This is a genomic window from Streptomyces sp. SID13666 (assembly GCF_010548325.1).
GTDB lineage: Bacteria > Actinomycetota > Actinomycetes > Streptomycetales > Streptomycetaceae > Actinacidiphila > Actinacidiphila fildesensis.
The window spans coordinates 387329-414231 of the sequence record NZ_JAAGLX010000003.1; the positions used below are offsets into that span (position 1 = coordinate 387329).

General features: G+C 69.1%; 23 protein-coding genes and 1 pseudogene. 8 read left to right on the forward strand and 16 right to left on the reverse strand.

Annotation, left to right across the window (positions count from 1 at the left end; all coding sequences use genetic code 11):
- Positions 1–49 precede the first annotated feature (49 nt).
- The 16 genes and pseudogenes from G3I60_RS08695 to G3I60_RS08765 all read right to left on the reverse strand — a co-directional run bounded on the left by G3I60_RS08695 (position 50) and on the right by G3I60_RS08765 (position 15833).
- Positions 50–973: a hypothetical protein gene (locus tag G3I60_RS08695; protein ID WP_164293038.1), complete on the reverse strand. Its 924-nt coding sequence runs from the start codon at positions 971–973 to the stop codon at positions 50–52.
- Positions 974–1078: 105 nt separating this feature from the next.
- Positions 1079–1531 carry a hypothetical protein gene (locus G3I60_RS08700; protein WP_138352758.1) on the reverse strand — a complete coding sequence of 151 codons (453 nt, stop codon included), beginning with the start codon at positions 1529–1531 and terminating at the stop codon, positions 1079–1081.
- A 285-nt stretch (positions 1532–1816) separates the two neighbouring features.
- Positions 1817–1987, reverse strand: a complete 171-nt coding sequence (locus G3I60_RS08705; protein ID WP_164293039.1) for a hydrophobic protein — start codon at positions 1985–1987, stop codon at positions 1817–1819.
- A 218-nt stretch (positions 1988–2205) separates the two neighbouring features.
- Positions 2206–3321, reverse strand: coding sequence for an AI-2E family transporter (locus tag G3I60_RS08710; protein ID WP_232486016.1), 1116 nt, complete (start codon positions 3319–3321; stop codon positions 2206–2208).
- A 201-nt stretch (positions 3322–3522) separates the two neighbouring features.
- Positions 3523–3717: pseudogene (locus G3I60_RS08715) on the reverse strand (sigma-70 family RNA polymerase sigma factor); the annotation flags it as partial.
- A gap of 320 nt (positions 3718–4037) precedes the next feature.
- Positions 4038–5768: a thiamine pyrophosphate-dependent enzyme gene (locus G3I60_RS08720; protein ID WP_164293041.1), complete on the reverse strand. Its 1731-nt coding sequence runs from the start codon at positions 5766–5768 to the stop codon at positions 4038–4040.
- A gap of 62 nt (positions 5769–5830) precedes the next feature.
- Positions 5831–7405, reverse strand: a complete 1575-nt coding sequence (locus tag G3I60_RS08725; RefSeq protein WP_164293105.1) for an FMN-binding glutamate synthase family protein — start codon at positions 7403–7405, stop codon at positions 5831–5833.
- Between the two features lie 140 nt (positions 7406–7545).
- Positions 7546–8196: a carbonic anhydrase gene (locus tag G3I60_RS08730; RefSeq protein WP_164293042.1), complete on the reverse strand. Its 651-nt coding sequence runs from the start codon at positions 8194–8196 to the stop codon at positions 7546–7548.
- Between the two features lie 152 nt (positions 8197–8348).
- Positions 8349–8477 carry an LPFR motif small protein gene (locus G3I60_RS46325; RefSeq protein WP_275405880.1) on the reverse strand — a complete coding sequence of 43 codons (129 nt, stop codon included), beginning with the start codon at positions 8475–8477 and terminating at the stop codon, positions 8349–8351.
- A 229-nt stretch (positions 8478–8706) separates the two neighbouring features.
- Complete coding sequence (locus G3I60_RS08735) at positions 8707–9030, reverse strand: plasmid stabilization protein (RefSeq protein WP_138352754.1); 324 nt, start codon at positions 9028–9030, stop codon at positions 8707–8709.
- A gap of 376 nt (positions 9031–9406) precedes the next feature.
- On the reverse strand, positions 9407–10696 hold the full coding sequence (locus G3I60_RS08740; RefSeq protein ID WP_164293043.1) for a peptide ligase PGM1-related protein: 1290 nt from the start codon (positions 10694–10696) through the stop codon (positions 9407–9409).
- 49 nt (positions 10697–10745) lie between these two features.
- Positions 10746–11828, reverse strand: a complete 1083-nt coding sequence (locus tag G3I60_RS08745; protein ID WP_164293044.1) for an iron-containing redox enzyme family protein — start codon at positions 11826–11828, stop codon at positions 10746–10748.
- The gene (locus G3I60_RS46735) at positions 11825–12100 is read right to left on the reverse strand and encodes a CDGSH iron-sulfur domain-containing protein (RefSeq protein WP_187145111.1); all 276 of its coding nucleotides are present in this window, start codon (positions 12098–12100) and stop codon (positions 11825–11827) included. Before G3I60_RS46735 ends, G3I60_RS08745 begins: the two co-directional genes overlap by 4 nt.
- 13 nt (positions 12101–12113) lie before the next feature.
- Positions 12114–12815 (reverse strand): HemK2/MTQ2 family protein methyltransferase, encoded by a 702-nt coding sequence (locus tag G3I60_RS08755; RefSeq protein WP_164293045.1) that lies wholly within the window; start codon positions 12813–12815, stop codon positions 12114–12116.
- A 285-nt stretch (positions 12816–13100) separates the two neighbouring features.
- Positions 13101–13997 carry an SDR family oxidoreductase gene (locus G3I60_RS08760; RefSeq protein WP_164293046.1) on the reverse strand — a complete coding sequence of 299 codons (897 nt, stop codon included), beginning with the start codon at positions 13995–13997 and terminating at the stop codon, positions 13101–13103.
- A gap of 447 nt (positions 13998–14444) precedes the next feature.
- On the reverse strand, positions 14445–15833 hold the full coding sequence (locus G3I60_RS08765) for a tetratricopeptide repeat protein (protein WP_164293047.1): 1389 nt from the start codon (positions 15831–15833) through the stop codon (positions 14445–14447).
- Positions 15834–16305: 472 nt separating this feature from the next.
- On the opposite strand from G3I60_RS08765, the gene G3I60_RS08770 reads away from it, so the two are divergent.
- The 8 genes from G3I60_RS08770 (at position 16306) to G3I60_RS08805 (ending at position 26901) form a co-directional block, all read left to right on the forward strand.
- The gene (locus G3I60_RS08770) at positions 16306–17316 is read left to right on the forward strand and encodes an ABC transporter permease (RefSeq protein WP_164293048.1); all 1011 of its coding nucleotides are present in this window, start codon (positions 16306–16308) and stop codon (positions 17314–17316) included.
- 26 nt (positions 17317–17342) lie between these two features.
- Complete coding sequence (locus tag G3I60_RS08775) at positions 17343–19097, forward strand: ABC transporter substrate-binding protein (RefSeq protein WP_164293049.1); 1755 nt, start codon at positions 17343–17345, stop codon at positions 19095–19097.
- A 13-nt stretch (positions 19098–19110) separates the two neighbouring features.
- Positions 19111–20103 carry an ABC transporter permease gene (locus tag G3I60_RS08780; RefSeq protein WP_164293050.1) on the forward strand — a complete coding sequence of 331 codons (993 nt, stop codon included), beginning with the start codon at positions 19111–19113 and terminating at the stop codon, positions 20101–20103.
- 82 nt (positions 20104–20185) lie between these two features.
- Positions 20186–21922 (forward strand): ABC transporter ATP-binding protein, encoded by a 1737-nt coding sequence (locus tag G3I60_RS08785; protein ID WP_164293051.1) that lies wholly within the window; start codon positions 20186–20188, stop codon positions 21920–21922.
- A 35-nt stretch (positions 21923–21957) separates the two neighbouring features.
- Positions 21958–23313 (forward strand): alpha/beta fold hydrolase, encoded by a 1356-nt coding sequence (locus G3I60_RS08790; RefSeq protein ID WP_164293052.1) that lies wholly within the window; start codon positions 21958–21960, stop codon positions 23311–23313.
- A 78-nt stretch (positions 23314–23391) separates the two neighbouring features.
- Positions 23392–24141, forward strand: coding sequence for a neprosin family prolyl endopeptidase (locus G3I60_RS08795; protein ID WP_164293053.1), 750 nt, complete (start codon positions 23392–23394; stop codon positions 24139–24141).
- A 234-nt stretch (positions 24142–24375) separates the two neighbouring features.
- Positions 24376–25221, forward strand: a complete 846-nt coding sequence (locus G3I60_RS08800; RefSeq protein ID WP_164293054.1) for a neprosin family prolyl endopeptidase — start codon at positions 24376–24378, stop codon at positions 25219–25221.
- 153 nt (positions 25222–25374) lie between these two features.
- A complete protein-coding gene (locus tag G3I60_RS08805) occupies positions 25375–26901 on the forward strand; it encodes an NAD(P)-binding protein (RefSeq protein WP_164293055.1) in 1527 nt (508 codons plus the stop codon).
- The last annotated feature ends 2 nt before the right edge of the window (positions 26902–26903 follow it).

Below are 26903 nucleotides of genomic sequence, written 5' to 3' on the forward strand. Positions count from 1 at the left end.
CGGGTGGGTGAGCGCGGGGCGCCGCCGTCTGGCGGCGCCCCGCAAGGGTTCAGCCGACGTTCAGGGTCAGGGCGGCGGTGTGGAGTTTTCCGCCGGTCTGGAACTGCAGGAACAGCCGCCAGTTGCCGGGCGTGGGCAGTTCGGCGTGGAAGGACAGTTCCGGTCCCCCGTGGTCGCCGTTGACCTTGGTCGTCGGGTGGAGGTGGGCGAAGGCGGTGTCGCCCTCGTGGAAGGCGGTGAGGTGTGCGTAGGTGTCCAGGTAGGGCTGGAGGTCGGTGACGGGCTTGCCGCCCCGGGTGATGTTGACGGTCAGCGGGTGTTCCATGCCGGCCATCGGGGAGCCCTTGACGGTGATGGTGTAGCCGTCGACTTCGGCGGAGGTGGTTGCCGCCGGCAGCGAGGTCTTCGTCGCCGCCCCGGGGACGGTGGCGGTGCGGCTGAGGACGAACGCTGTGCCCTTGCCTGTTCCGGTGCTGGGGGTGAAGGAGGTGAACAGGTGCCAGGTGCCGGGCGCGAGGGCGGCCAGGTCGGCCGTCCAGGTGCCGTCAGCGGCCATGGTCGGGTGGAGGTGCTGGAAGCCGGTCAGGTCCGAGCGGATGGCGTAGAAGTGCATCCGTTTGCTCTGCTCGACGGCGAAGTCGGTGACGGGCCTGCCGTCCGGACCGGTGACAGTGAACCGGTACGCGGCCTGCTGACCTGCCGGGAGGGTGGTGTCCTGGCTGGTGAGGCGGTAGCCGTCCTTCGTGTCGGACAGGCCGTCGCCGTCGGCCATGGTGCCCATGCCGGGCATGGTGCTCATCGGGGGTGTGGCCTGCGTTGAGGATGACGCGGAGGGCTTGGCGCCGTGGTCCATGCCGGGCATCGAGGAGTCGTTGGAGGATCCGCAGGCGGCCAGGGTCAGGGCGAGGGCGGCTGCGGTGCCGGCGGCCGCGAGGGCACGTCGGCGCGCGGTGGTACGGGAGGAGGGAGTCATTGCGGTGGTCTTTCCGAGTGGGCGCACCACGCCGGGCGGGCGCGCGGGAGTGAGCAGGACACCTCGCCGGGCCCCGTAGAAGATCCGGATTCCGGCACGGTCCTGTCAGGTCCGCGCGATACACACCGTCAGGAGCAGACTTCGCCCGCCCGGTGGCGGGGGTCCGCGCCGCCGCGACCCGCCCAGGGACACCGGACGGTTCGAGAGGAAGCCGGCCACCAGCACCGCGACGACAGCCATCAGGGCCCCGCCCATCGGCAGCGGGTTCCGGTCCCGAGCGGGAGTCGAGACGCACATCGCGCCGCTCGACGCCTGCGGTACGTCGGGATGTGCCATCGCTGGAGGCGTCGTCACCGTCGTCATAGTTGCCGGAACCGTGGACGTCATCGCGGCGGTGGCATGGCGGTGCGGTGTCGGGGAGGTGGCGGTCATCGCTCCGTGGCAGCCTTCGGCCGCGGTGGCCGGTGCGCCGTGCATGAGGAACAGGCCGAGCAGCACCGCACACAGCGTCAGCAGCCGGGCGATGCCCCGCCTGCGCGCCCGTCCGATGCCTGCCACTGCCGGTTCCCTTCTCAGACCATGGGCGCTACCGAGGGGCGCCACGTTCTGACCATACCCCGGGCGGGTACTCAGTGTCGGGGTGTCACACTCCGGCCGCCAGAGCCGGGACCGTCGAGCGCTATCGCGCGTGGTGGGCCAGGACAGCGTGCGGGTCGCCACTGCCCGGGGTGTGGTCGTCTCTCCTACGGACGGACTTCCGGAGGGCCGCAGGAGGACACATGGCTGTGGGTCCGGACGACCGTCCGGACCCACAGCCACGCAGTGTGCTGGTGCCGCGTACGACTACCAGCGATACCAGCGGTTACGGCCGCCGCTGGAGTGCGTGCCCCGCATGACGAAGCCCAACAACCAGACCACCAGGACGATGACGGCGACCCACCAAAGGATCTTCAGAGCGAACCCGGCACCGAACAGGATGAGCGCGAGCAGTAGAACCAAAAGAAGTGGACCCATGGTTATCAGCCTCCTGGCCAGCGCATTCCCCCACTTGATTCGATCATGCGCCCGACGAGGGCGGTGATCTGCCGCTCCGGGAGGGCGACCCGATCAGGCAGACGACCTGACCTGCGGCGATGACCCAGGAGTGCAGGATCACCGAAGTACGCCGCCTGTCTGTGGCCCCGCGGGGGTGACCGGTTGAGGCAACCTCGTGCAGGGTGGGGCTGCCGCGCTCAGGCGGCGTCGAGTTCGGGGAAGACGACTTCGTCCAGGACCAGGTTGATGGCCACGGCGACCGGGACGGCGACCAGTGCTCCGACGATCCCGAGCAGGGCTCCTCCCGCGAGGACCGCGACCACGGTGACGAGGGGGTGGACGTCGACCGCGTAGCGCATCGCCCGGGGCATGATCAGGTAGTCCTCCAGCAGGCGGAAGGCGATGTAGAAACCCGCGGTGGCGACCGCGACCGGCCAGGACACCGACAGCGCCACCAGGCTCACGACCACACCCGCGATCGTTGAGCCGACCATCGGGATCATGTCCATCACCGCGGTGAACACTCCCAGTGCCGCCGCGTACGGGACGCTCATCGGAGCGCACCACGCGAACGTGGCCACTCCGGCAATCGCGGAGGTGGCCACGTTGCCGAGCATGAACCTGCCGATGCGCACCAGGATCTCCTCGGTGATCTCCTGGGTGCGGGCGCGGCGGCTGCCAGGGACCAACTGGTAGAAGAAGCGCTTGATGGCAGGCATGCCGGCCATGAAGTACACCGTCAGGGTCACGACCACGGCAGTCGCGGTGAGGGCGCTGACGACATACAGGCCGGCGCCCAACAGGCCGCCGAAGATGCTGGATCCGCCACCGGAGCCGATCTGGGTCTTGGCCTTGTCCGTGAGGTGGTAGCGGTCCTCCAAGCGGCCCAGGGTCGACTGGTGGTCGTGCAATTGCTGCAGCCAGCCCGGCACCGCGTGGATGAGCGCTTCCACTTCGGTGACCACCGGGGGGACGACCACGGCGAGCAGGCCCGCCACGATCAGGAGCAACACGGCGCACACGATCAGCACCGCGCGCCCGCGCCGGTGCCCCCGCGCCACCAGCCACCCGACCAAGGGTTCCAGGCTGACCGCCAGCAAGAACGCCAGCACTACCAGCAGCAGCACCTGACTGGCCCGGAGCACCGCCTGCGCGACCTGCCACGCCAGGAAGGCCCCCAGGGTGAAGGTGAATCCGGCGACGAACCAGGACCTGCGCCGCATGCCCCGCACATTCAGCGCCGCCGGCCCCGACAGGCCTTGTGCTGGTGGTATCTCGACCGGGTCCTGCGCGGGCCCGGATATCGACGACATGATCTGCCCTCTGCTTTCTGCGACCCGCGGGGCATCGTCATCACTGCAGAGCGATCCCGGCGGCCTGCCACACACCCACCGCGAAGACATCACGGCCAACCGGTCGACTTCCCCCTCTGCACCCTTCCAGACGTGCAGCGAAAGGCCCGCCTCGCGCGATGCGGGGCGGGCCTGCGTGATCTCGCGGCTACGGGAGCGCAATCAGGTGGTGGCCTCTGCGAGCATTCCTTGCCGCAAGCGGTCCAGGACCTTGGTCAGGAGTCTGCTGACGTGCATCTGAGAGATGCCGAGCTCGACGCCGATCTGCGCCTGGGTCATCTCGTCGCCGAAACGCATCTGTAGGATGCGCAGGTCGCGCTCACCCAGCTGCGCCATGAGCGGCTTGAGAACGTGCAGGCGTCCTTCGGAGCGACCTTCCCGGCATCCTCCACCCAAGGCAGGTCTGCCACCGTCGCAACGTGAGTGGCCGGGGAGGCTATCGCTGCGGATGCAGTGGCCATGAGTTGACTCCCGGAGTGTGGTGGCTGCCTGGCGTGCTGAAGCTGCGGATACCCGGTATCACCCCAGCCATTCCCGCCGCACGCCGAACATCTGTTCCGAGATGCATTTCGGCGCGTGTCGCGCACGGACGAAAGCCGCACCGGGTTCATTGCAGAAAGCGTCTGCTGGTGGCCGAAGAGAGGGCTGCGGGGACCCCGTTACCGTGCTCCTGGTGGTCAGCCCTCGTGGCTCTGGAGGAGTTCCTTGACCTTGGCGATGGCGAAGCCCCAGCCCTGCTGGACGGTGGGCTTGCCGGGGACGGCGACTTCTTGCGGGTTGGTCAGTACGTCGAGGAGGACCGGCCCCGGGGTGGCGAAGGCGCGGCGGACGCTGTCGGTGAGGGTGCCGGGGTCGGTGACGCGGATGCCGGTCAGCCCGAGGGCGGTGGCGACCGCGGCGAAATCGGGGTTGTCGAGCTCGGTGCCGAACTCGGCCAGTCCGGCCTGTTCCTGTTCGAGTTTGACCATGCCCAGACGGCGGTTGTCGAAGACGACCAGCTTCACCGGCAACTGATACGTCTTGATGGTCATCAAGTCGCCGAGCAGCATGCTCAGTCCGCCGTCGCCGCAGAACGCGACGACCTGGCGGCCCGGTGCCCACAGCTGTGCGCCCAGCGCCTGGGGCATGGCATTGGCCATGGAGCCGAGGTTGTAGGACCCGATCAGACGGCGGTCACCGTGCATCGTCACGAAGCGGGACAGCCACACGGTGGCCATACCGGTGTCGGAGGTGAAGATCGCGTCGTCGTCGGCGCACGCGTCGACCGCGGCGGCCAGAGCTTCGGGCCGGATGTCGTGGTCGGGGTTGTCCAGTGCGCTGCGCAGCCGTCCGGTCCAGCGCTTGGTGTCGTGCGCGGGTTCGGCCAGGCGCTGCTGGCCATCGTGCCAGGTGGCGAAGTGCTTGCGCGCGGTATCGAGGTGCGCGCGGTCGGGCTTGGCGTCCAGGTGAGGTAGCAGGGCGCGCAGGGTGGCGCCGGTGTCGCCGGCCAGTCCTGCGTCGATGGGTACACGCCGCCCGAGGTTCTGTTCCTGGGTGTCGATCTGGACGACACGGCAGCCGGTGGGGTACCAGTCGCGGTAGGGGAAGTCGGTGCCGAGCATGAGCAGGGTGTCGCACTCGTCGAGTGCGCCGGCCGCGGCGGGATTGCCGATCAAGCCGGTCTGGCCGACCTGGTAGGGGTTGTCGCCCTCGAAGCCCTCCTTGGCCTTGAGGGTGAGCACCATGGGCGCGCCAATGTGCTCGGCCAGTGCCAGGACTTCCTCGCGGGCGTCGCGGGCACCGCGTCCCACCAGCAGGGTCACCTTGGACGCGGCGTTGATGATCTCGGCCGCCTGCAGGATGCCGGGCTCATCGGGGCGGGTGAGCTGGCGGGTCCGGGGGAAGCGGGCGGGACGGTCCTGCGTCAGCTCCTGGTCGCCCAGGTCGCCGGGCACTGTCAGGACCGCAACCCCGCCGTGGCCGACCGCGGCGCGCACAGCCGCCTCCAGGAGACGGGGCATCTGGTCGGGTGAGGTGACGGTGGCGCGGTAGACGGCGACGTCGCGGAACAGCAGGTCGTTGTCGACCTCCTGGAAGTAGTCGCTGCCCATTTCGGCCAGCGGTACCTGTCCGGCGATGGCCAGCACGGGAGTGCGGCTCTTCGCGGCGTCGTAGAGGCCGTTGAGCAGGTGGATCGCGCCCGGCCCGACGGTGCCCATGCACACACCCAGACTCCCGGAAAGCTGGGACTGCGCGCTCGCGGCGAACGCGGCGGCCTCCTCATGGCGGCACCCCACCCACTCCAAACCATCGGTGGTGCGGATGGCGTCGGTCAGCGGGTTCAACGCGTCGCCGACCACGCCGAAGACGTGACCGACCTCCAGTTCCTGCAGGGCGTCGATGATCACACGAGCCACAGTGCGTGCCACGGAAAAATCCTCCGGTTCGTCAGGCGGTCGAGCAGGGAAACGGGCCGGCAGGGCCAGCCGGGTCAGACGGTGAAGCGGTCGGGGTCCGCGGCCTTCCAGTCCGCCGCCCAGAATTCCGGCGCCTGGTGGATCAGCTCGCCCGGCGCCAGGGGCGGGTACAGCTCGGCGTACGAGCGGACGGTGACGGAGTCGATGCGGCGGCGCAGCATGTGCGGGGCCAGGTCTGAGGGTTCGTCCACGCCCATCGACGCCATGATCTGCAGGGCGCTCTTGACGGTCGCTTCCTGGAAGCGCTGGACCCGCCGGGACTTGTCGCCGACGTCCAGGGCGCGTGCCCGGCGCGGGTCCTGGGTGGTCACCCCGGTCGGGCAGGTGTTGGTGTGGCACCGCTGGGCCTGGATGCAGCCCACCGCGAACATCATCGCCCGGGCGGCGTTGGTGTAGTCGGCCCCCTGAAGGAGACGCTTGACCAGGTCACTGCCGGTGGCGACCTTGCCACTGGCCCCGATCTTGATCCGGTCCCGCAGGCCCGTACCGACCAGGGCCTGGTGGACCGTGGTCAGGCCGTCCGTCAGGGGCATGCCCAGGTTGTCGGCGAACTCCAGGGGCGCGGCCCCGGTCCCGCCCTCGGCACCATCGACGATGATGAAGTCGGGTGTGACGCCCTCGTCCAGCATCGCCTTGCACACCGCCAGGAACTGGCTTCGGGAGCCGATGCACAGTTTGAACCCGGTCGGCTTGCCGCCGGACAGCTCCCGCATCCGGGCCACGAAGGCAACCAGTTCGCGCGGGGTGGAGAAGACCTGGTGGTAAGGCGGGGAGATGATGGTCCTGCCTTGCGGGACGCCTCGGACCTGGGCTATCTCCGCGTTGACCTTGGTGCCGGGCAGCACCCCGCCGATTCCGGGCTTGGCCCCCTGACTCAGCTTGAGAGACACGCACCGGACCTGCTCGTGCGCGGCCTTGTCGGCGAACATCGCGGGGTCGAAGCCGCCCTGATCGGTGCGGCAGCCGAAATACCCGGTACCGATCTCCCAGACCAGGTCCCCGCCCGGCCGCAGGTGGTACTCCGACAGGCCACCCTCACCGGTGTCGTGGGCGAAACCGCCCAACGCGGCACCGGAGTTCAACGCGAGGATCGCGTTCGAGGACAGGGAGCCGAAACTCATCGCGGAAACGTTCAGCAACGCCATGTCGTAGGGCTGCTTGCAGCCCGGGCCGCCGACCCGCACCCGCGGCACATCCGTACGCACCGGGTGCGGGGCCATCGATGGGACCAGGAACTCGCTTCCCGTCGCGTACAGGTCCTGCTCCGTGCCGAAGGGCTCCTCGGCGTCGGTTCCCTTGGCACGCTCGTAGACGATGCTGCGGGTGTCCCGGTCGAACGGCCTGCCGTCGACGTTGCGTTCCACGAAGTACTGCTGCATCTCAGGGCGGATGCCCTCCAGGGCGAACCGCAGATGACCCAGCACCGGATAGTTCCGCAGCACCGAATGCCGCCGCTGCACCAGATCCCACACCGCAAGCACCAGCAAAGCCGTCAGCGGTCCCCCGGCAAACCACCACCACGGCGAGGCCACCAGCGCCAAAACGGCACCGGCGACAGCAAGACAACCCAGCAACGCGACCCACAGCATCCTCAGCACACCACGCGCCTACCCCGATCGCGCAGATCAAGCGGTCCTGTGTGGCTGCTTCCGGGTCGGCGTCGGGGACCGGGCCGTCCGGCGGCTGTGGGGCCGCCGGACGCACACGACGTGCCGGTGATGGTGCTCGTTCAGGCGCCTGGCCCCGTGGCAATCGCTTCCGTCGGCAGGCCGCGGGCTGCGAGGCGTCGAGCACTGCCGTCGGCCAGCCGGTAGGACAGCCCCACCACCGCGGTCCGTCCGGTGGCGACACCGTCTGCGAGCACCCGCGAGCGGTCCAGGAGGAGATCCACGGTCTGCCGTACGTGCTCGGCGATGAAGTCGTCGTCCCCGGTGAGCCCGGCGGCGCGGGCGGCCAGGACGCTCGGCGTGACGCGCTCTATGACGTCACGCACATACCCCGTGGTCCCCAGGCCGTCGACGAGGGCGGCACGGGTGGCCGCGACCGCACCGCACGAGTCGTGGCCCAGCACCACGACCAGCGGGCAGTCCAGCACACTCACCCCGTACTCGATGCTCCCCAGCACCTCCGGCCCCGCCACATGGCCGGCAGTACGGACCACGAAGAGGTCACCCAGGCCCCGATCGAAGATGATCTCTGCGGCCAGACGGGAGTCGGAGCAGCCGAACAGCACGGCGAACGGACGCTGGCCGGCCGCGGTCTCAGCGCGGCGCGCGGCGTCCTGGTTGGGGTGTTGCAGCTCGCCGGCAACAAAACGCTGGTTGCCGGCCAGCAGCAGCTCGAAGGCTTCGGAGGGAGTCAGCATCGGGGCCTCAGTCATAGCAGCAGGCTACGACCAGCCCCAGCCCACCACCTCGCAAGGGTCCGCCAAAGGAAGCTCCGGTGCGGTGACCGGGAGACGGATGGTCCTGGGGTCACCAGGCCACCCCAGCCGCTCTCGGATCGCAGGGGCTGAATCTGCGGAAGGCGACGTCAATGGCGGCCGTGTGCGCTGTCCGAGGCGCCGCCGAAGAGCCTGGCGATCAGGCGGAAGGGCAGTGTGACCACAGTGGCGATGGCTGAACCGATGCTTCGCAGGGCATCTGCGATGGCCTTCAACATGAGAACGTGCCTCCAGTCATGCACCACACGCCGAGACGTCGCTGAGATGTGAACGCCGCCGAATCCCGGGCCAGCGGCGGGGCGGGCGCCCGGAATCCCCCTATGGATCATCACGAGCTGATAGAGAGGTAAGGTGGGCGGGCCCGGGCGGCGAAGCCCGGACCCGCTCACCTCCTCAGAGCAGCCCGCGATGACCGTCAGGAGCGACGGTGCTCTGACGACGCTGCGATCAGCGGCCGAGGGCCTTTATGAGTTCGGCCTTGCGCATGGAGGAACGACCCTCGATGCGGCGACGCCGGGCTTCTGCGTACAGCTGGTCGTAAGTGCGGCTGGCCGGCCCGGTGTGGGAGCTCAGGCCGCTGCGCCGCGCCGCGGGGGTGTTCTTGTGCGAGGTGCGAGCGATGGTGCGCGCCGCACTCACCGGAGCGCGATCCTTGCTCACCGCGCGGGTGGTGACCTTCTTGGTGCGTGGTGCGCTCACGCCCCGCTTGGTCGAGCCGGCCTTGATGCGCTCGTTCTGCCGTTTCCCCTTGGCGGTGGAACCTTGCGGCATGTCTGCCTCCTGATATCGCGTGTGGTTGGAGCCGCTCGGTTCTGTCCGGCGGTCCCCGCCGATCGTCGCGTCCGTCGATGAGCCCGGCATCCTGGGTGACGCCATTCGGGGTGGCGCAGCGACATGGGGACCGTGCCGGTACCAGTCCCAGGGGAACCTCGACGTCGACCTTCCGGCAGTCGTCAGCCGGTCCGACGGGTGGGATACAGCGATGGCAGCTGACGAGCCTGCGGTTGAGGTTCCTGGAGCGGAGGCTGGAGGTGCCACCTGGACGTCCACCGGAGTGCGATCCGCCGCGGAGCCCAAACCGCTGGCCGGCCAGGACCCATTCCGTCATGCTCGGGACCTGAGTCGGATCGGCTCACTGATCCCCGTCCTAACAGGATGGGGCGAAGAGCAGGGCGAACTGACGGTCGAGTTGGCGGACACCGTCGGGGTCTGGCGCAGTGATCGCATAGCGCCAGCTCATACCGTCAGCGGGGTCGTCCGCGTACAGCAGCACACCTGCACCGGTGCCGGGATCATAGGCCAGGCCCGCTGCCGCCAGGAGATCTACAGCCTCGGGGAACGTGTACACGCGGTCGGCGCGACGAGTCCCCATCAGCCAAGCGGGCGTCGGGGAGGACGGAAGCAGCCGGGTGATCATGGCGTGCGGGGTCGTGGTCGCCGTGCGCCGCACATTCGCTTCCGTTGCGTACAGCCCACCCTGCCGGGTGACCAAGGCATCAATGCTGTAGGGGCCTCGGTAGCCTCGCGCGGCGAGGTAGTCGCCCAGATCGAGGCCCCATCGCTCCAGCTTCTTCACGGTGTATTCGGGCACGTCGGCCAGTGGTGAGCGGTAGCCGGTGAAGGCACCGTCGCGGGTGCTCATCTCTCCGCTGAACAGCATGCGGGGCTCATGTTCCCCGGTATGGAACTGGGCGCTGACCGATCTGCAGTGGGCGAGGTATTCCTCGACCACCCATTGGCCGGCGGCGGGTTCCGCGGCCAGGGGCAGATCTCTGCCACTGATGAACCGCAGACCGTGGCCACCTGCGGAGCGGTCCGGTTTCACGACGATGTCCTGGTAGGCGCCGATGAGTTCCCGGGCCACGGCCGGGAGCCGCGAGCCATCGCAGAGCTGTCCGTCGGGCAGCCGCATCCCCAGATCCTGTGCTGCGGTCCGGAAACCCGCTTTGGTGTTGAGGAGCGCGGTGACAGCAACAGCGTCCGGGCCCGCCGCCCGAGTGCTGAGATCGTAGGGCGAGATCGGGATGTCGAGCTCCGCCGCGAGTGCCACCGTCGCGCTGTCCAGAGCAGTGGGCAAGAGGCGGTATCCGGGCCGCTGTGCAACGAGGTCGCGCAGCGATGTGAGCGCGCGGGTGGACCGCACGGTGTCGGCCATCGCCGCCCCCGCGACATCCGGAACGGTGAGGACGCCGATCGCGTCGATCGGCATGTCCAGCACGGAGCAGGCGTAGCGGATGAATGCCGGCGACAGCGGGACCGGGGTGAGCAGCACATCCCCTGGGCGCGCAAGCCAGATTTCACGGGGAGCCTGGAGCGACCACCGCCGGAGTATCGCGCTCTGTTCAAGGTCTATGGCTGTGTCGGAGGCGAAGTTCGCCAGAATGACCAACGGTCTGTCGCGTGGGCGGGGTGGCAGCATGGCCAACTCCTCGTTCACTACGGTGAATCATGGGTGCCCTGCCGGCGGGCGCACTTTCCGGTCGGGCTCAGTGCTGAGGCGCGACTTCCGGTGGCGGGGCTCCGTCCGGCACAGGCCGCGTTGCTCCGCCGAGCGGTGTGCGCAGGGCGGTACTTCCGTCCCGCCAGGCGGACAGAAGATGGTCGGCGAGGAGGTTCTCCAGATGCCCGGTGGCCTCGATACCCAGAACGATGTCCGGTGCGAGGTACGGCTCGTCCTCGAGAAGTCCGCCGATCACATCGCGGCGGACCAGTTGTTCATGGACCGCGTCGGCTTCCACATGCTCGTCGTAGAACCGTTGCGCGGCGGCACCTGCTCCGACGCGTCTCATCGCCTTCGCCATCCTCCGGGATCCCGGGGACGAGGTCACTTCCACTGCGGCGAAATGACCGACCAGCGCACCGCGCAGGGATCGGTGGAGTCCGAACAGGGACATCAGGTTGACCGTGGCCAGCGCTTGAGCGGGCCCCTCCTCGAGGTAGCGCCCGTAGGCGATGTCGAGATCGAGGTCGGCCATCAGGTCGGCGAACAGCTGCGCGTGGATGTTCTCCGCCCTGCCGGCACCGAACTCGTCGAACTCGATGGCCACCATGGCCGCCTTCGCTCGCCCCCGCAGCCTCGGCACCACCCACAGGTGGGGGTCCGCCTCCTTGAGGTGGTAGAGCGAGCGCAGAGCCGCATACTCCCGAATCTGCCAGCGCTCCCCCTCGCGTTGCAGGTGGTGGCTCACGCTGTGGCCGTCGTCCTCCACCGGCTCCACCAGCAGCGCGTCCACTGTCTGTCGCACGTCGCTGCCGCCTGAGGTGTGCGCGCGAAGGGCGCTCAGAAAGATGCCCTCGGCGGCTGCACGCACGCGCAGCAGAGCGGGGTCCCATTCCAGGCCCTCGTCGACCGCCTCGAAACCGCGGTAATGCAGTTCGTACAGGACGTACAGAAGAAGCTGGAGATCATCGCCGTAGGGATCGGCTTGACGGATCTCGCCCTCGGAGGGCAACGGCGTACGCCGGCCGCTCAGGGCGGCAAGAACGCTGCCGGAGAGAGGTCCGCGTGCTGGAGGCAGGCTCGGTTCCGAAGTGATACGGCCAAGGTGTTCCGTCTGACGAGTGGTCACGGTGCTCCCTCCTTGTCCTGCCTTCCGTCCGTCCCTTCGACTCCACGTCCGGAAGTCGCTCCGGCTCCGCACGCCGGGGCTCGGACGGTGTCGGCCGCGGCGGGAATGTGCTCCCGACGGCGATGGCTGGTGTCACACCAGGGGTGGATGCGGCTGCGCCGACAGGTGCAGAGCGCGACGACGACCCGATCGGAGACCACCAGCTTCCCGTCGTCCGTCATCACTTCGACGGGACCCTCCACGAGGATCGGGCCGCCGTCCACCACGGTCACGCGGCGCGGTTGTTCAGTCCTTGTGTGCACGGATGATCACCAGTTCTTCCCTGTCGGTGCCGGCCGGCACCACACCACGCTCCCGGAGCCATGACAGTCGCCCGCGCATCACCGGTCCGAAGGGGATCGCCACCCGATCACTGACCGAAGCGCTCAGCCCTGCCCGGACAAGTCGGCTCACCGTTTCCTCCGGGCCGCTGAACCCCGAATGGACCATGAGCAACACGCCGCCCGGACGCAGCGCGGTAGGAGCGGCTTCACAGATCCGGTCCACCAAGGCCCGCCCATCGACACCTGCGTCCCATGCGCGGCGGGCACCACGTCGCGGCAGTTGCGCACTGGCCGAGGGTACGTACGGCGGGTTGGAGACCAGCACGTCGAACGAACGGCCCGGCACTACCGACAGCAGATCCCCGCGCAGGACGCGGACCGGCAGACGGGCAAGCGATGCGTTCAACCGCGCCGATGCCACGGCCCGACGGCTGATGTCCACCGCCGTCACCCTGGCGCCCAGCCGAGCAGCATGCAGAGCCAACGCCCCACTGCCGGTGCACACGTCCAGGACGTCCATCCCCGCACCGACACCCTCCCGCCCCATGGCAGCTGCCAAAAGCGAACTGTCGGCCTGTGGGCTGTACACGCCAGGCAATCGCAGGATCCTGCCCGCCCACGGAGACAACTCGCTGGTGACGCTCACCGCAGCCTCTCGGGTCATCACACCACCGCCACCGCCGGACGGCTCCTGTGCCAGGCTCCGCCCGTCCGAGCCGCGCCGCGACCTTTCCGGGGCCGTACCGCTCCGCCATTCCACAGCCGAAGACCGCCAGCCGGCGTCACGGCCTTCTCTTCCTGAATTCAGCACCGTTCGACCTTTCAGCGGGCCAACCCACACAAATCCCGCGTGCCCCGGCTTCCCCTTCCCACACATCACCCCCGTCACGGGCCTCACAACACCGCTCACGGGACCCGGCACAACCGGGCGAGAACGACCTGCTGCCCGTCAGGGCAGTGGGGTGCCGCCGGTGGCGTTCAGAATCTCCCCGGTGATGTAGCCGGCTTCCTGAGAGGCGAGGAAGACATAGGCGGGAGCCATCTCAGCCGGCTGCGCCGGCCGCTGAAGGGGCGATTGCTTGCCGAACTCGGCGACCTTCTGGGGGGACATCGTGGCGGGGATGAGAGGAGTCCACACCGGACCGGGGGCGACCGCGTTGACCCGGATCCCCTCGGTTGCGAGTTGCTGAGCCAGACCCTGTGTGAAGGTGACGATGGCACCCTTGGTCATGGCGTAGTCCAGCAAGTGCGGGCTGGGCTGGTAGGCCTGGACGGAGGCGGTGTTGATAATGGACGACCCCGGAGCCAGATGGGGAAGGGCAGCTTTGCTCAGCCAGAACATCGCGTAGAGATTGGTCTTCATGACGCGGTCGAACTGCTCGGTATCGATGGCTGACAGGCCATCGGGCTGAGACATCTGGTAGGCCGCGTTGTTGACCAGGACGTCCAGGCCACCGAGCTGGTCCACCGCGCGGCGCACTACAGCGCCGCAGTAGTCCTCCTGCCGCACGTCGCCCGGCACGGCAAGCGCCCGACGTCCCGCGTGCTCGATCAGCCGGACGGTCTCCTGTGCGTCCTCCTCCTCGCTCGGCAAGTAGGAGATTGCCACGTCCGCGCCCTCACGAGCGAAGGCGAGCGCAACGGCACGACCGATCCCGGAATCCCCTCCGGTGATCAGAGCCTTTCTGTCCTGCAACCGGCCGGAGCCGCGATAGGTGTCCTCGCCGTAGTCAGGCTCCGGATCCATGGCTCCGCTCAGCCCCGGATGGGTTTGATCCTGCTCCTCGAATTCCGGCTGCGGGTACTGCTCCGCGGGGTGACGTGGAGAGAACTGATCTGGAGACACGGAGAGCTCCTGGGGTATGACGAAGGGTGCATGCTTGATGAGTGGTGCATGCCGGGGCGATACGACTCGCTTCACCCTTCGCGTGCCCGGAAGCGCCTGCCCCTAACGCCCTCAATAAGCTCATTTCACCAGATTGGGCACGCACAGAGGGGGGCTCGCGCAGCCCCTCACCACCCCGGTCGCCGCGCACCAGCGCGCCAGGAGTCCGTCGGCGGGCCTGGCCGGACGCGTCGCACAGCGCTCCGTGCGGAGTGCGCCGCGCGACCGCCGGCACTCCGCCGAGCAAGGCGCGTGGCAGCGCCCGGCCTCCCGAATCTGCGGCCCTCACAGCAGGGCGTACGGGTGTGTCAATTTAACGCTCTGTCTCACATTCGGTGGTGACGCCGAGTGGCGCAGGTCGTTGATGTGAGTGCGAAGGCGTCGGCGATGCGCTGGACGAGCCTCCGCTTACATCGAGTCGGCACCGAGGGTCCGCAGAGGCGGGAAGGCGGGAACCGGACCGAGGGTCACGGTGCCCGGGCGGGCGAGACGGGTCAGGCCGCGGCGGTAGACGGCGATGGCTTCCTGGGTGCGGCCCTGCCGGTTGAGCAGATCTCCGAGGAGGCGGCAGGTGTCGGCCAGGTCGCCGATGACGTCGGCTTCTTCCTGCAGGGGGATGGCGGCCAGGTATTGCTGCTCGGCCCCCCCGGTGTCGCCTCGTTCTTCGTGGATCAGCCCGAGCAGCCGGTGGGCGGCAGCGGCGTGCACGGCACCCCGGCCTGGTCCGAGCCCCTTGAGGAGGTCGAGCAGGAGTTGCTCGGCGTCGGTGTCGTGGCCGCGGCGGCGGCGGACATCGGCGAGTTCGACCTCGACCTGCACGGCGTAGAACGTTCCTCCGGTCTCCCGGAGCATCTCGCGCGCCGTGCGCAGTTCGTCTTCCGCTTCGGCCAGGCGGCCGTGCTGGGTGTGCAGATAGCCGTGCATCCAGTGGCACAGCGCCAGTTCCGAGCGGATTTCGCGCCGCTGGTAGAGCTCCTGGGCTTTCACCAGGTAGTTCTCCGCGTCCTCGTAGCGTCCCTGGGCGGCCAGGGTTCGGGCGACGGACCGGTGGAGGCCGGCAATCGCGACAGGGTCTTTCACCTGGGGAGCGAGGTCGAGGGCAAGGCCGGCGGCCTTGGCGGCGCGCTCGTAGGCCCCGAGGTCCATGTACGGGGTGATGACGGTGACGTACAGCAGAAGCAACGCCTCGGGGTCCGGCAGGCCCTCGGCGTTCAGTTCGTTGATGGTCTTCTCCAGCAGGTAGCAGGCGTAGCGCACGTCGCCTTCCAACTGGTGGGCGGTGGCCAGGCCGCGCACCGCGCGGACCCGCGAGGGAAGCGGCTCGTCCGCCATCAGGCTTTCGGCCCGCTCGAACTGTGAGCGCCCCTCTGCCAGCGCGCCGCGCCGCAACATGCAATGCCCGAGTGAGACCCGCAGCTGTGATTCAAGGTCGTGGAGTTGGTGCGCTTGCGCCTGCTCGATGAGGCCGATCAGCAGCGATTCGGCATCCGTGCTGGAGCCGCTGTCCATCAGAGCGCTCGCCTGTGCGAGGCCCTCCCGCAGTTCGGCCCGCAGTTCGGCCGGGACCCCGGTCGCCAACTGCTCATAAGTGGTCCCGAGTTTGCCGGCGAAGTAACGCAGCGCTGTCTCGGACGCCCTGACTTTTCCGGCTTCGACGGTGGAAACGTACGCCGGAGTGTATTTGGGTTCGGCCAACTGGCGCTGAGTGAGCCGCAGGCCGGTCCGCAGGGACTGAACGCGTTCCCCGATCCCCTTGGCGTCGCCGGGCGCGCCGTCGTCCGTACCACCGATGGGCATGCGCACCTTCCTGGCTTCGCGCGGGCGGACGCCCTCGGCACAAGTCCTATCACGCCCCCCGGCACGGGCACCTGCTTGAGCCGTCCACGAGCCGACCGGCTCTCGGTCGCATGAACGCGATGTGACTGCCCCGGAGCCCTTGGGGTGCGCGGAGCGTCCCCAGCGCAACCGGGAGCGTCTCCATCAATACGTCCATTTGCATGGTAGCGGGACCCACTGGACCAGCGGGCCGAGGGCACACTCCGTCTCCTCCCGGTCCGGTCCGGCCGCGCCCGAGTCCTCCCCCGTGGCCGCATCGGGCACGGGATCGCTCCGGCGCCCGGCCGGACCGTCGTGACCCAACCGAGGCCAAGCAACCCGTCGGTAGGCCTTGCGGACCCCGACCACGAGCCCTAACTTAACTCCACATGTAAGTGAGATTATCCGCTCACTTACATGCAGTTTCCGTGTTGACCCTGGTGATTGAGGCGTCATGTCCGATCCGCAGCAAGCCGTAATACCCCGGGCGGCGACGGCTCCGCCTGACGGGACCGACAACGCCGACGAGCGGCCGGGGCAGTCCCCGGCCCGGCTGGCCTGGGCCCGGTTCCGCAGGGACCGCGTCGGGATGGTGTGCCTGGGTGTGGTCCTCGGCGTGGTCGTGATCGGGGCGCTGGCCCCGGTGATCGCGTGGGTCTACGGCAAGAATCCCGCCGAGCACTACGGGCAGGACGATGCCGGCCTGCTCACCGACAGCGGGTACCCCGCGGGCGCCAACGGCGGGATCGGCGCTCGCTTCTGGTTCGGCCTGGAACCCGGACTCGGGCGGGACGTGTTCACCCAACTGCTGTACGGCATCCGCACTTCACTGCTGATCGCGGTGTCCTGCGTGCTGATCACCAGCCTCATCGGCGCGGTGGTCGGTATCGCGGTGGGCTATCTGGGCGGGGTGGTGGAGAAGGGCTTCGAGTTCGTCGCGAACGTGATGCTCGCCTTCCCCTCACTGCTGCTGCTGATCGCCCTCACCCCGGTGATCAATTCCCGGCTGGTCGCACCGGACCAGAACGAGCCGGCCTGGATGCAGTTCACCTCAGTGATCCTGGTGCTGTCGCTGTTCGGGTGGATCACCCAGGCGATGGTGCTGCGGTCGGTGGTGCGGTCCCTGCGTGAACGGGAGTTCGTCAAGGCCGCGCGGGCGCTGGGGATGAGCCGGCGTCGGATCGTGCTCACCGAACTGCTGCCCAACCTGTGGGGCCCGGTGATCGTGCACATCACCGTCGCGGTCCCCGCCTACGTCGCTTTCGAGGCGGCTCTGTCCTTCCTGGGACAGGGCATCAACGAGCCCGTCCCGGACTGGGGCCGAATGATCGGCCACGCCGGGCAGGTCTTCTACTCCGACCCCACCTACATGCTCTTCCCCGGCGGAGCAATGTTGATCTTCGTTCTGGCCTTCAACCTGCTCGGCGACAGCGTCCGTGACGCACTCGACCCCAAGTCCGCGTGAACCGAACCCTCCAAGGAACTCCCGCGATGAGAACCATGTCCCGCGCCCTGTGCGCAGCGATCGCCGCTTCCACCTCCCTCGCCGTGCTCTCGGCCTGCAGCTCCGCGGGCGGCAACACCGGTACCCAGCACGGCAAAGCGCCCGCCATCAAAGCCGGCCAGAGTGCGGTGCGGATGGGTACCGAGGCCGAGAGCCATGGCCCGGCGCCGGTCATCTCCGGTGCGGGACGGGGCGGGACCGTCACCGTGTTGGACACCGCCGACTACGACCACCTCGACCCACAGAAGGTGTACGTCTCCCAGGGCTATGACGTGCTGAACATGGTGGACCGGCAGCTCACCGGCTATACCGTGATCAACGGGCAGCGGGTCCTGGTCGGTGACCTGGCCACGAACACCGGTCAGGCATCGGACCAGGGCAGGACCTGGACGTTCCACCTCAAGTCCGGTGCGACCTGGCAGGACGGCCAAGCCGTCACCGCCCAGCAGGTCAGGTACGGCATCGAGCGCTCCTTCCAGAAGGGTTTCGAGAACGGCCCGGTGTACTGGCAGGAGTGGCTGACCGGCACCAGCACGATCACCGACGCCCAGAAGAAGTACGCCGGGCCCGCCACGGGGGACATGCCCGCCATCGTCACCCCGGACGCATCCACCATCGTGTTCCACTTCCCCAAGCCGCAGTCCGACGTGCCGTTCGCCGCCGCGCTGGGAACCGCCAGCCCGGTCCGCAAGGACAAGGACACCGGCAGCGCCTACGACCTCAGTCCGTACTCCTGCGGGCCCTACCAGATCGCCGCGCACACCCAGAACGTGTCGATGAAGCTCGTCCCCAACCTGCACTGGAAGGCCGACACCGACCCGATCCGCTACCAGTACGCCGACGCCTACGAGTTCGGTTTCGGCAAGGAACTGGTCAACATCGACCAGCAGATGCTGTCCACCGCCGGCAACGGCCCCACCACCATGAGCCTCAGCAACGCCATCGCACCCTCTCTGAACGACACGGTCAACAACCGCGCGGACCGTGGGTCGATCGCCTACCAGCCGCAGGGGATCTTCGGCTACTGGTTCGCCATCAACACAGCCCGCATCACCGACGTGAATCTGCGCACGGCCCTGCTGTACGCCTTCCCCAAGGAGCAGCTCAGGCAGCTGCAGGGCGGTGCGTTCGCAGGTCAGTACGGCACCACCGTCACCACCCCTGATCTGCTGGGCTACCGCGACTACGACACCTTCCACGCTCCGGCGCGCGGTGACGTGGCCACCGCCCAGAAGTACCTGGCCCGCTCGGCGCAGAAACTCAGCACCTTGGTGTACGCCTACCGCAGCGGGGACGGGGCCGGACAGCAGCAGGTGCAGGTGCTGGCCTCGGCCTACGCCAAGATCGGTATCCATGTCGTGGCCAAACCGCTCGACGCGACGACGTACTACGACACCATCGGTGCCAAGGGCGCACCGTACGACATGTTCCTGACCGGCTGGGGAGCGGACTGGCCCTCCCCGTCGACGGTACTGCCCAACGTCTTCGACGCCCGGCAGGGCCCCTGGTACGACTCCTCCCGGTTCGACAGCTCCGCCGACACCGCGGAGTTCGACCGCATCGCGGCCCTGAGCGATGCCTCCGCCAAGGCCGCCGCGTACATCGCCCTGGAGAAGAAGATCATGGCCGGCGTCCCGGTCATCCCCTACCTGTACTCGCAGGGCTACCAAATCCACGGGGTGAACCTGCGGCTGCCCCGGGCGGCGAACGGCAATCCCCTCAACGGCGCCCACGTGGCCTGAACGGAGTCGACAGATGCTCGCCTTCGCAGTGCGGCGCACCGCCCAAGTCCTCGCGGTCCTCGTGGCCATCAGTGCCGTGACGTTCGCGCTGTTCTACGCCGGCCCGCAGGACGCCGCACGCAGCGCCTGCGGCGCCAAGTGCGACGCCGCCGCCGTGGCCTCGATCCGGCACGGAATGGGCCTGGACCAGGCGGTGCCGGCGCAGTACTGGCACTACCTCAGCGGGTTGGTCGCCGGCCGCACCCTGCAGGACATCAACGGCGCCCCGGTGGCCTGCCCGGCACCGTGCCTGGGGTACTCCTACTTCCTGCACGAGCCCGTGGTGACCGCGATCGGCCAGGCGTTCCCGGTCACGCTGTCCCTCACGCTCGGCGCGGTCCTCGTGCTCGCCGTCATCGGTGGCGGCACCGGCTTCCTTTCGGCGCTCTTCCCGCGCAGTTGGCTGGACCGGGCTCTGAACACCTTCACCTTGGTCGGCGCCAGCGTCCAGCTCATCTTCATCGGCTACGCCGTCCAGTACTACCTGGTCTACCAGGCGCATCTGCTGCCGCAGCCCGGCTACACCTCTCCCTGGCACGATCCCGCCGGCTGGTTCCGCGGGATGCTGGTTCCCTGGCTGATGCTCGGCTGGGTCAGTGCCGCGGTCTACGCCCGCCTCGCCCGCACCCAGATGCTCGACACGATGGGCGAGGAGTACATCCGCACCGCCCGCAGCAAGGGGATGGGCTGGTGGCAGGCCCATCTGAAGTACACCGCGCGTGGCAGCGCGGCACCGCTGGTCCAGCTCATCGGCCTGGAGATCGGCTGGCTGCTGGGCGGGTCGGTGATCGCCGAGACGGTCTTCGGCCTCAACGGAGTCGGCAAGCTCGCCCTGACCGCCATCACCCAGAACGACCTGCCGACCGTCGTCGGCACGGTACTGCTCGCCGCGCTGTTCGTGGTGGTCTTCGTCGCCCTCACCGACTGCCTGATCGCGCTGCTCGACCCGCGTATCCGCCTGTCGTGATTCCCAGCCGGGCCGTCCCACCGCCCCAGCCCATGCCCGCCGCCGTTCCGCTTCCTTCCGTGCGCCCACCAGGGAGTTCGCCATGTCTCTGCCATCGCTTCAGGCTCCGCCGGCCGTCGCGGCGCCACCCGCACTGCGTGTCCGCGGCCTGGACGTCACCTTCGCGGCGCGCGGCAACCGAGTGCACGCAGTGCGGGATCTGTCCTTCGACCTTCAGCGCGGCGAGGCCCTGGGCATCGTCGGAGAGTCGGGTTCGGGCAAGACCGCGGCGCTGCTCGCCCTCATGGGACTGCAGCCCCGGGCGACCACCCACATTTCGGGCAGTGCGCTACTGGCCGGGGAGGAACTGGTCGACGCGCCCGAGACGGTGATGCGCCACGTGCGCGGAAACCGCATCGCCATGATCTTCCAGGACGCGCTGGCCGCCCTCAGTCCCTTCCACCGCGTCGGTGCCCAACTGGAGGAGATGTACCGGCTCCACCACCCGCGGGCCGGCCGGACCCGGACCAGGACCCGAGCCGTGGACATGCTCGACCGGGTCGGCATCCCCGAGCCCGACCGCAGATCCCGCCAGTACCCGCACCAGTTCTCCGGCGGCATGCGTCAACGCGTCTGCATCGCCATGGCCCTGATGAACGAGCCTGAGATCGTCATCGCCGATGAGCCCACCACCGCCTTGGACGTCACCCTCCAGGCACAGGTGCTGGCGCTCCTCAACGACCTGCGACGCGACCTGTCCCTGTCCCTGGTCCTCATCACCCACGACTTCGGCGTGGTCGCCGAGACCACGGACCGCACACTGGTGATGTACCGGGGCGAGAAGGTCGAGGAAGGTCCCACCGACGCGCTCCTGGCCGCCCCCCAGCACCCCTACACCCGCGCGCTGGTGGCCGCCGTGCCCACCATGGACACCCCGCCCGGCATTCGGCTGGCGACGGTGTCCGCCGCGACCACGCCACCTGCCCCGCGGGCCCCCACACCGGTGTCACTCAGCAACCGGGCTGCCGCGCCCGCCGCAACCGGGGCCGACATCCTGTCCGTCCAGGAACTGACCGTCGACTACGCCCCTCATTCGCTGCTGCGGTGGCACGGGACACCCCGGTCGTACGCCGTGCACGACGTGAGCTTCACCATCGGCGCCGGCGAAAGCTTCGGCCTGGTCGGCGAGTCGGGCTGTGGAAAGAGCACCACCGCGCAGGTCGTCATGGGCCTGATACGGCCCACCGCCGGCACGGTCGCGTTCCGCGGCACCGATGTGACGGCGGCCTCAGGACCGGTCCGCACGGAGCTTGCCCAGCGCGTCCAGATCATTTTCCAGGACCCCTACGCCTCCCTCAACCCCCGGCGCAGCGTCGCGCAGATCATCACAGCACCGCTGCGCGTCCACACCGGCCTGGATGCCGACGCACGCCGCGAGCGGGCCGCCGAACTGCTGGAACAGGTCGGACTCGAACGCCTGCACCTGGATCGCTATCCGCACGAATTCTCCGGCGGGCAGCGCCAGCGCATCGGCATCGCCCGCGCGCTGGCCCTGGGGCCGGAACTCCTGATCGCCGACGAACCGGTGTCCGCCCTGGACGTCTCGGTGCAGGCCCAGGTGCTCAACCTGCTGTCCGATCTCCGGGACGAACTCGGCATCTCCTACCTGTTCGTCTCCCACGACCTGGCCGTCGTGCGGCACTTCTGCGACCGCATCGCCGTCATGCGAGCCGGCCGGATCGTCGAGACCGGCACCCGCGAGGAGATCTTCGAGACTCCCCAGCACCCGTACACGCGCAGCCTTCTCGACGCGGTCCCCTGCTTCCGCACCACCGCCTGACCCAGCCGCCTGCCCCCGATATCCATGAGGCTTCGATGACCGCGCACCGACCGCCCGCCGAGAAACCCACGACCGAGCAGCCGCCCGCCTACCGGCAGGCCGGGCTCCGGCTGACCGAGCACGTCTTCACGGTGCCACTGGATCACCACCGTCCCGACGGCGAGCACATCGAGGTCTTCGCCCGCGAAGTCACCGCCCCGGGGGCCGACTCGGATGGGCGGCCTTGGCTGCTCTACCTCGAAGGCGGCCCCGGCTGCGCCGCCCCGCGGCCGCTGGACACCCAGACGGCCGGCGGCTGGCTCGCCCGCGCCGCCCGCGACTACCGCGTGCTCCTGATGGACCAGCGCGGTACCGGACGCTCCGCTCCCCTGAACCGGCAGACCCTCCCGCTGCGCGGCACTGCCCGTCACCAGGCGGAGCATCTGCCCTTCTTCCGGGCCGACTCCATCGTCCGCGACGCCGAGATGATCCGCCGCCAACTGACCGGCGGAAGGCCGTGGAGCGTGCTCGGGCAGAGCTTCGGCGGATTCTGTACGGTCACCTATCTCTGCCTGGCGCCCGAAGGACTGCGTGAGGCGTTCATCGTCGGCGGCCTGCCCGGGCTGGACTCGGATGCCGAAACCGTCTATCGCGCGGCCTACCCCCGCATGGAACGCAAGAACGTCGCTTACTACGCCCGCTATCCCGAGGACGAGGAACGGGCCCGTAGCATCGCCCGGCACCTCAGGGAGCACGAGGTCGTGCTGCCCGGCGGCCTGCTGTTGACCGCCGAGGCATTCCAGAGTCTGGGCATCCTGCTGGGAACCATCGACGGCGCGACCCGCCTGCACTACCTCCTCGAAGGCGCCTTCCTGTCCGGAACCCGGGGCCCCGAACTGTCCGACGCCTTCCAGCACCAGGTGCAGTCCCTGCTGTCCTTCGCGACCCGACCGCTGTACGCGGTGCTGCACGAGGCCGCCTACGCCCAGGACGGACAGCCGACCGCGTGGGCGGCCGAACGCGTCCGCGCGGAGTTCCCGCAGTTCGACGCCTGCGCCGCTCTCGAAGACCCGCACGCCCGGCTGCTGTTCACCGGCGAAACCATCCACCCCTGGCACTTCCGCATCGACCCCGCGCTGCGGCCGCTGCGCGACACGGCCCAACTGCTGGCCGAGGACACGTCGTGGACACCGCTGTACGACAAGGCGCTGCTGGCCGCCAATCAGGTGCCCACCTGCGCGGTCGTCTACCAGGACGACTTGTACGTCGACGCGGGCGATTCGCTGCGCACCGCGGCAGCCATCGGCAGCACCCGCACCGTCGTCACGGGCGACCACGAGCACGACGGTCTGGCCGCAAGCGGCACCGCCGTGCTGGACATGCTGCTCACCGCCGCCCGAGGCGACGGCTGACACCGGGTCCGGCCACCCACTCCCCCCCATCTCCCGGGACATCAGGCCCCGGGCAGCCCCCCACAGAAAGGTCGGACGATGTCTCGGAGAAAGATACTCACCGCGCTCGGTGTGGCACTGGTGCTGGCAATGGCACTCCTGCTCCCCGCCCAGAGCGCGAATGCTTCCACCTGCTGGTACGGCTCGTGCTTCAGCTACGTCTCGGGCCAGCAGGAGGTCAGCGCCACCGGCGCCTCCGTCACCATGACCCAGGCCACCCCCCAGGTCACCGCCGGCCACTCGCTGCAGGAATTGGCCCTGCGCACCGACGACCGCAGCGCCATCGTCGAGATCGGCTGGATGGTCGACCCGGTCACCAACGGCGACTACCAGCCTCACCTGTTCGTCTACCACTGGGTGAACAACCAGACGTCCTGCTACAACGGCTGCGGCTTCGTGCCCACTTCCAGCAGCATCAGGGCCGGCATGACCGTCCGCTCCGGCACCTCGGCCAACTTCAGCATCATCAACTACAGCGGCAACTGGTACGTGTACTACGACAACCAGCCCTTCGGGTACTTCCCCGGCTCCTTGTGGGGCGGACGGTTCACTGCCGCGCAGAACGTCAGCGCCTTCGGAGAGGTGGCCGACTCCGGGCAGACCAGCTGCGACGACATGGCCAACGGCCAGTACGGCAGCGGCTCCGGCGCCTCCTCCATCGCCGGCTACCAGCTCTACGGAGCCAACTCGGCCCCGCACTTCTCCGTCTCCGCGACCGACCCCAGTTACTACAACTCCGGTCACGCCACCGCCACTTCCTTCACCCTCGGCGGCCCTGGAGCCTGCTGACCGGCGCGTCCCATGCCCGGGTGCGGCTGCGGACGGTCCTCCCCCACCCCCTTCCGCAGCCGCACCCGTACCACGTTCGTGTCAGGGCCGTCCGGACTTCTGCGCGCCGGCCGGACGACCTGACACGACGCGGCCACAAGCCGAAACCCCCAGGTGGCGTGCGTCGACCACGCCCGCCACCGCCTCCCGCCCTCACCGAACAGCCAAAACCCACATCCACTCCTTGGAGCCACCATGCACCTACGCACCTCCTTCGCGGTCGGCCTCGCCGCTGCCGCCGCCCTCGCCGTGCTGACCGGGTCGCCGGCACACGCCACCGAACCGACACCCGCCACCGCCACCTCCAGTGCCCCGACTGTCCCGCCTGCCGCCGACGCGACCACCCCGACCGGCCCCACCTGCTGGTTCGGCGCCTGCTACGACTACGTCTACGGCCGCCAGACCACCGACACCGCCGGCGCGGCGGTCCGGATGGAGATCTCAGATCCTGAGGTCAACCCCACACAGATCGGCGAACATTCCCTTCAGGAGCTCGCCCTGCAGGACACCAACCGGGTCTCCACCGTCGAGGTCGGCTGGACCGTCGACCCCCAGCTCAACGGCGACAGCAAACCGCACCTGTTCGTCTACCACTGGGTCGACGGCCAGACGTCCTGTTACAACGGCTGTGGCTTCGTCCCCGTGTCCACCAAGTTCACCGCCGGGATGGCCCTGCGCCCCGGCCACGCTGCCGACTTCGCGATCCGCAACATCGGCGGCGACTGGTGGATCTCCTACGACCACCACGACGTCGGATACTTCCCCGGCTCCTTGTGGAAGGGCACCTACTCCCGGGCCCAGGTCGTCACCGCCTTCGGCGAAGTCGCCGCCAACACCGCCGACGTCCCCTCCTGTACCGACATGGGCAACGGACGACCTGGCGCCTCCCCCCGCGCCTCATGGATATCCGACTACCGCCTGTACAAGGCCGCGGACAAGCCTCGTTTCACCGTGAGCGCCAGCAGCCCCCAGCTCTACACCTACGGCAAGGCCAAGGCCACCTCCTTCCGCCTCGGCGGGTCCGGCAGCGGCCGGTGCTGAAGACCGCGGTGAGCGCCGACGGTCACAGCACCCGCTGACAACCGCGGCACACCGCAAACCGCGGGGCCGGTGCTCACATCCCGTCAACCGGCCCCGCACCCCGCCCACCCCGTACCGCAACCAACCCACGTGCCGCACATAGGGGATCAGCCAATGGATGCATCCGCCCCCGCCGCCCCGCGATGCCACTGCGGGCAGGCACTGCACCGCTGCTCCGGCTGCGCGGCATGGCGCTGCGAGCACTGCGAGCCCTATCAGTCCGACGACTGCGGCACGTCAGTGCCCGCGAAGGCGTATCCGAGCAGCAGCGCATCACCCCTCGGCCCGGGTGGAGCCACATTCGTCGTCATCGGCGCAACCAGCCTGGCCAGGCGGGTCTGCGCGGGACTGGGCCGGCACCGCACACGCCACCTTCCCGAACCGGACGACCATGAACTCGCGCAAGCCACCGCCGACGGGCCGCCAGGTGTCGCCGTCCTCGTCCACGATGACGTATCCGCTCTGCGCTACGCCCTCGCGGTCCGCCACGTGCACCCCGACGTGCCGCTCGTGGTCTGCGTATTCGACCGCACCATCGCCGAGCAGCTGCGGACCCTCCTGCACCGGTGCACCGTACTGTCCCCCGCCGAACTCCTCGCGCCGACCCTGGCAGGACTGTGCGCGGACCCCGCGACCCTCGCCCTGCTCCGAACCGACCGCCGCACCACCACCGCGGTACGCCGGCAACACGCCACTGTCGTCCGCACGCCCTGGCGGGACAGCTCAGCCGCCCGGCGCCAGGCTCTTGTCGGGCGCCTGAGCGGACAACTACGCCCTCACGACACCGATGCCCGCCTGCTCCTCGGTGGCCTGGCCGGCATCGCCACCGTCCTCGGACTGGACTGGGCCTGGTCGACCATCGCCTTCCACGAACCCGCCGCGTACGCCCTTGCCGCGGCCGCACGCGTCATCGCCGGTGTCGGCCCTGCCCCTGACCACCGCGGTCACACCGCCTACCAGATGGTCTCCACCGCGATGATGCTCACCACCGTCGGCCTCACCGCGCTGCTCACCGCCGGCCTCGTCAACCGCATGAGCGGCTCCCGGCACGTCGGCATCCTCGGCCCGCGGGCCGTACCGCGCTCCGGTCACGTCCTGGTGGTCGGCCTGGGGCAGGTCGGCATCCGCCTGTGCCACACCCTGCTGCAACTGGGTATCCCCGTCGTCGGCATCGAACGCAACCCCACCGCGGCCAATCTGCGCCTGGCCCGCTCCCTGGGCATACCCGTCGTTCTGGCCCACGCCGAGGACCGCAGTGTCCTGCAGCGCCTCGGACTGCGCCGTGCCCGCGCCCTGGCCGCGATGGGATCCGACGAGCGCGACAACGTCGCGGTCGCCGTCGCCGCGCATGGCGCCGCGCCCGGCATCCGCGTCGTACTGCGGGCAGGCGAGAACGAAGCCATAGCGGAGACCCGGTCCCTGCTGCCGCTCGGTCACACCCGCGACATCACCAGGGCCAGCGCCGTCTTCGTCATCTCCCACCTCACCGGCGAGCAACCGCGTCTGGTCGTGTCCGACACCGACTGCGACTATCTGGACCTTCCCGGCCAGGGCCTCGTCGCCCGCCCACTCGCCGGCCGCCTCCACTGCGGTCACCCACCCGAGCCCATGCCCACGAGCCCACCGGGAGAACACCGGTGACC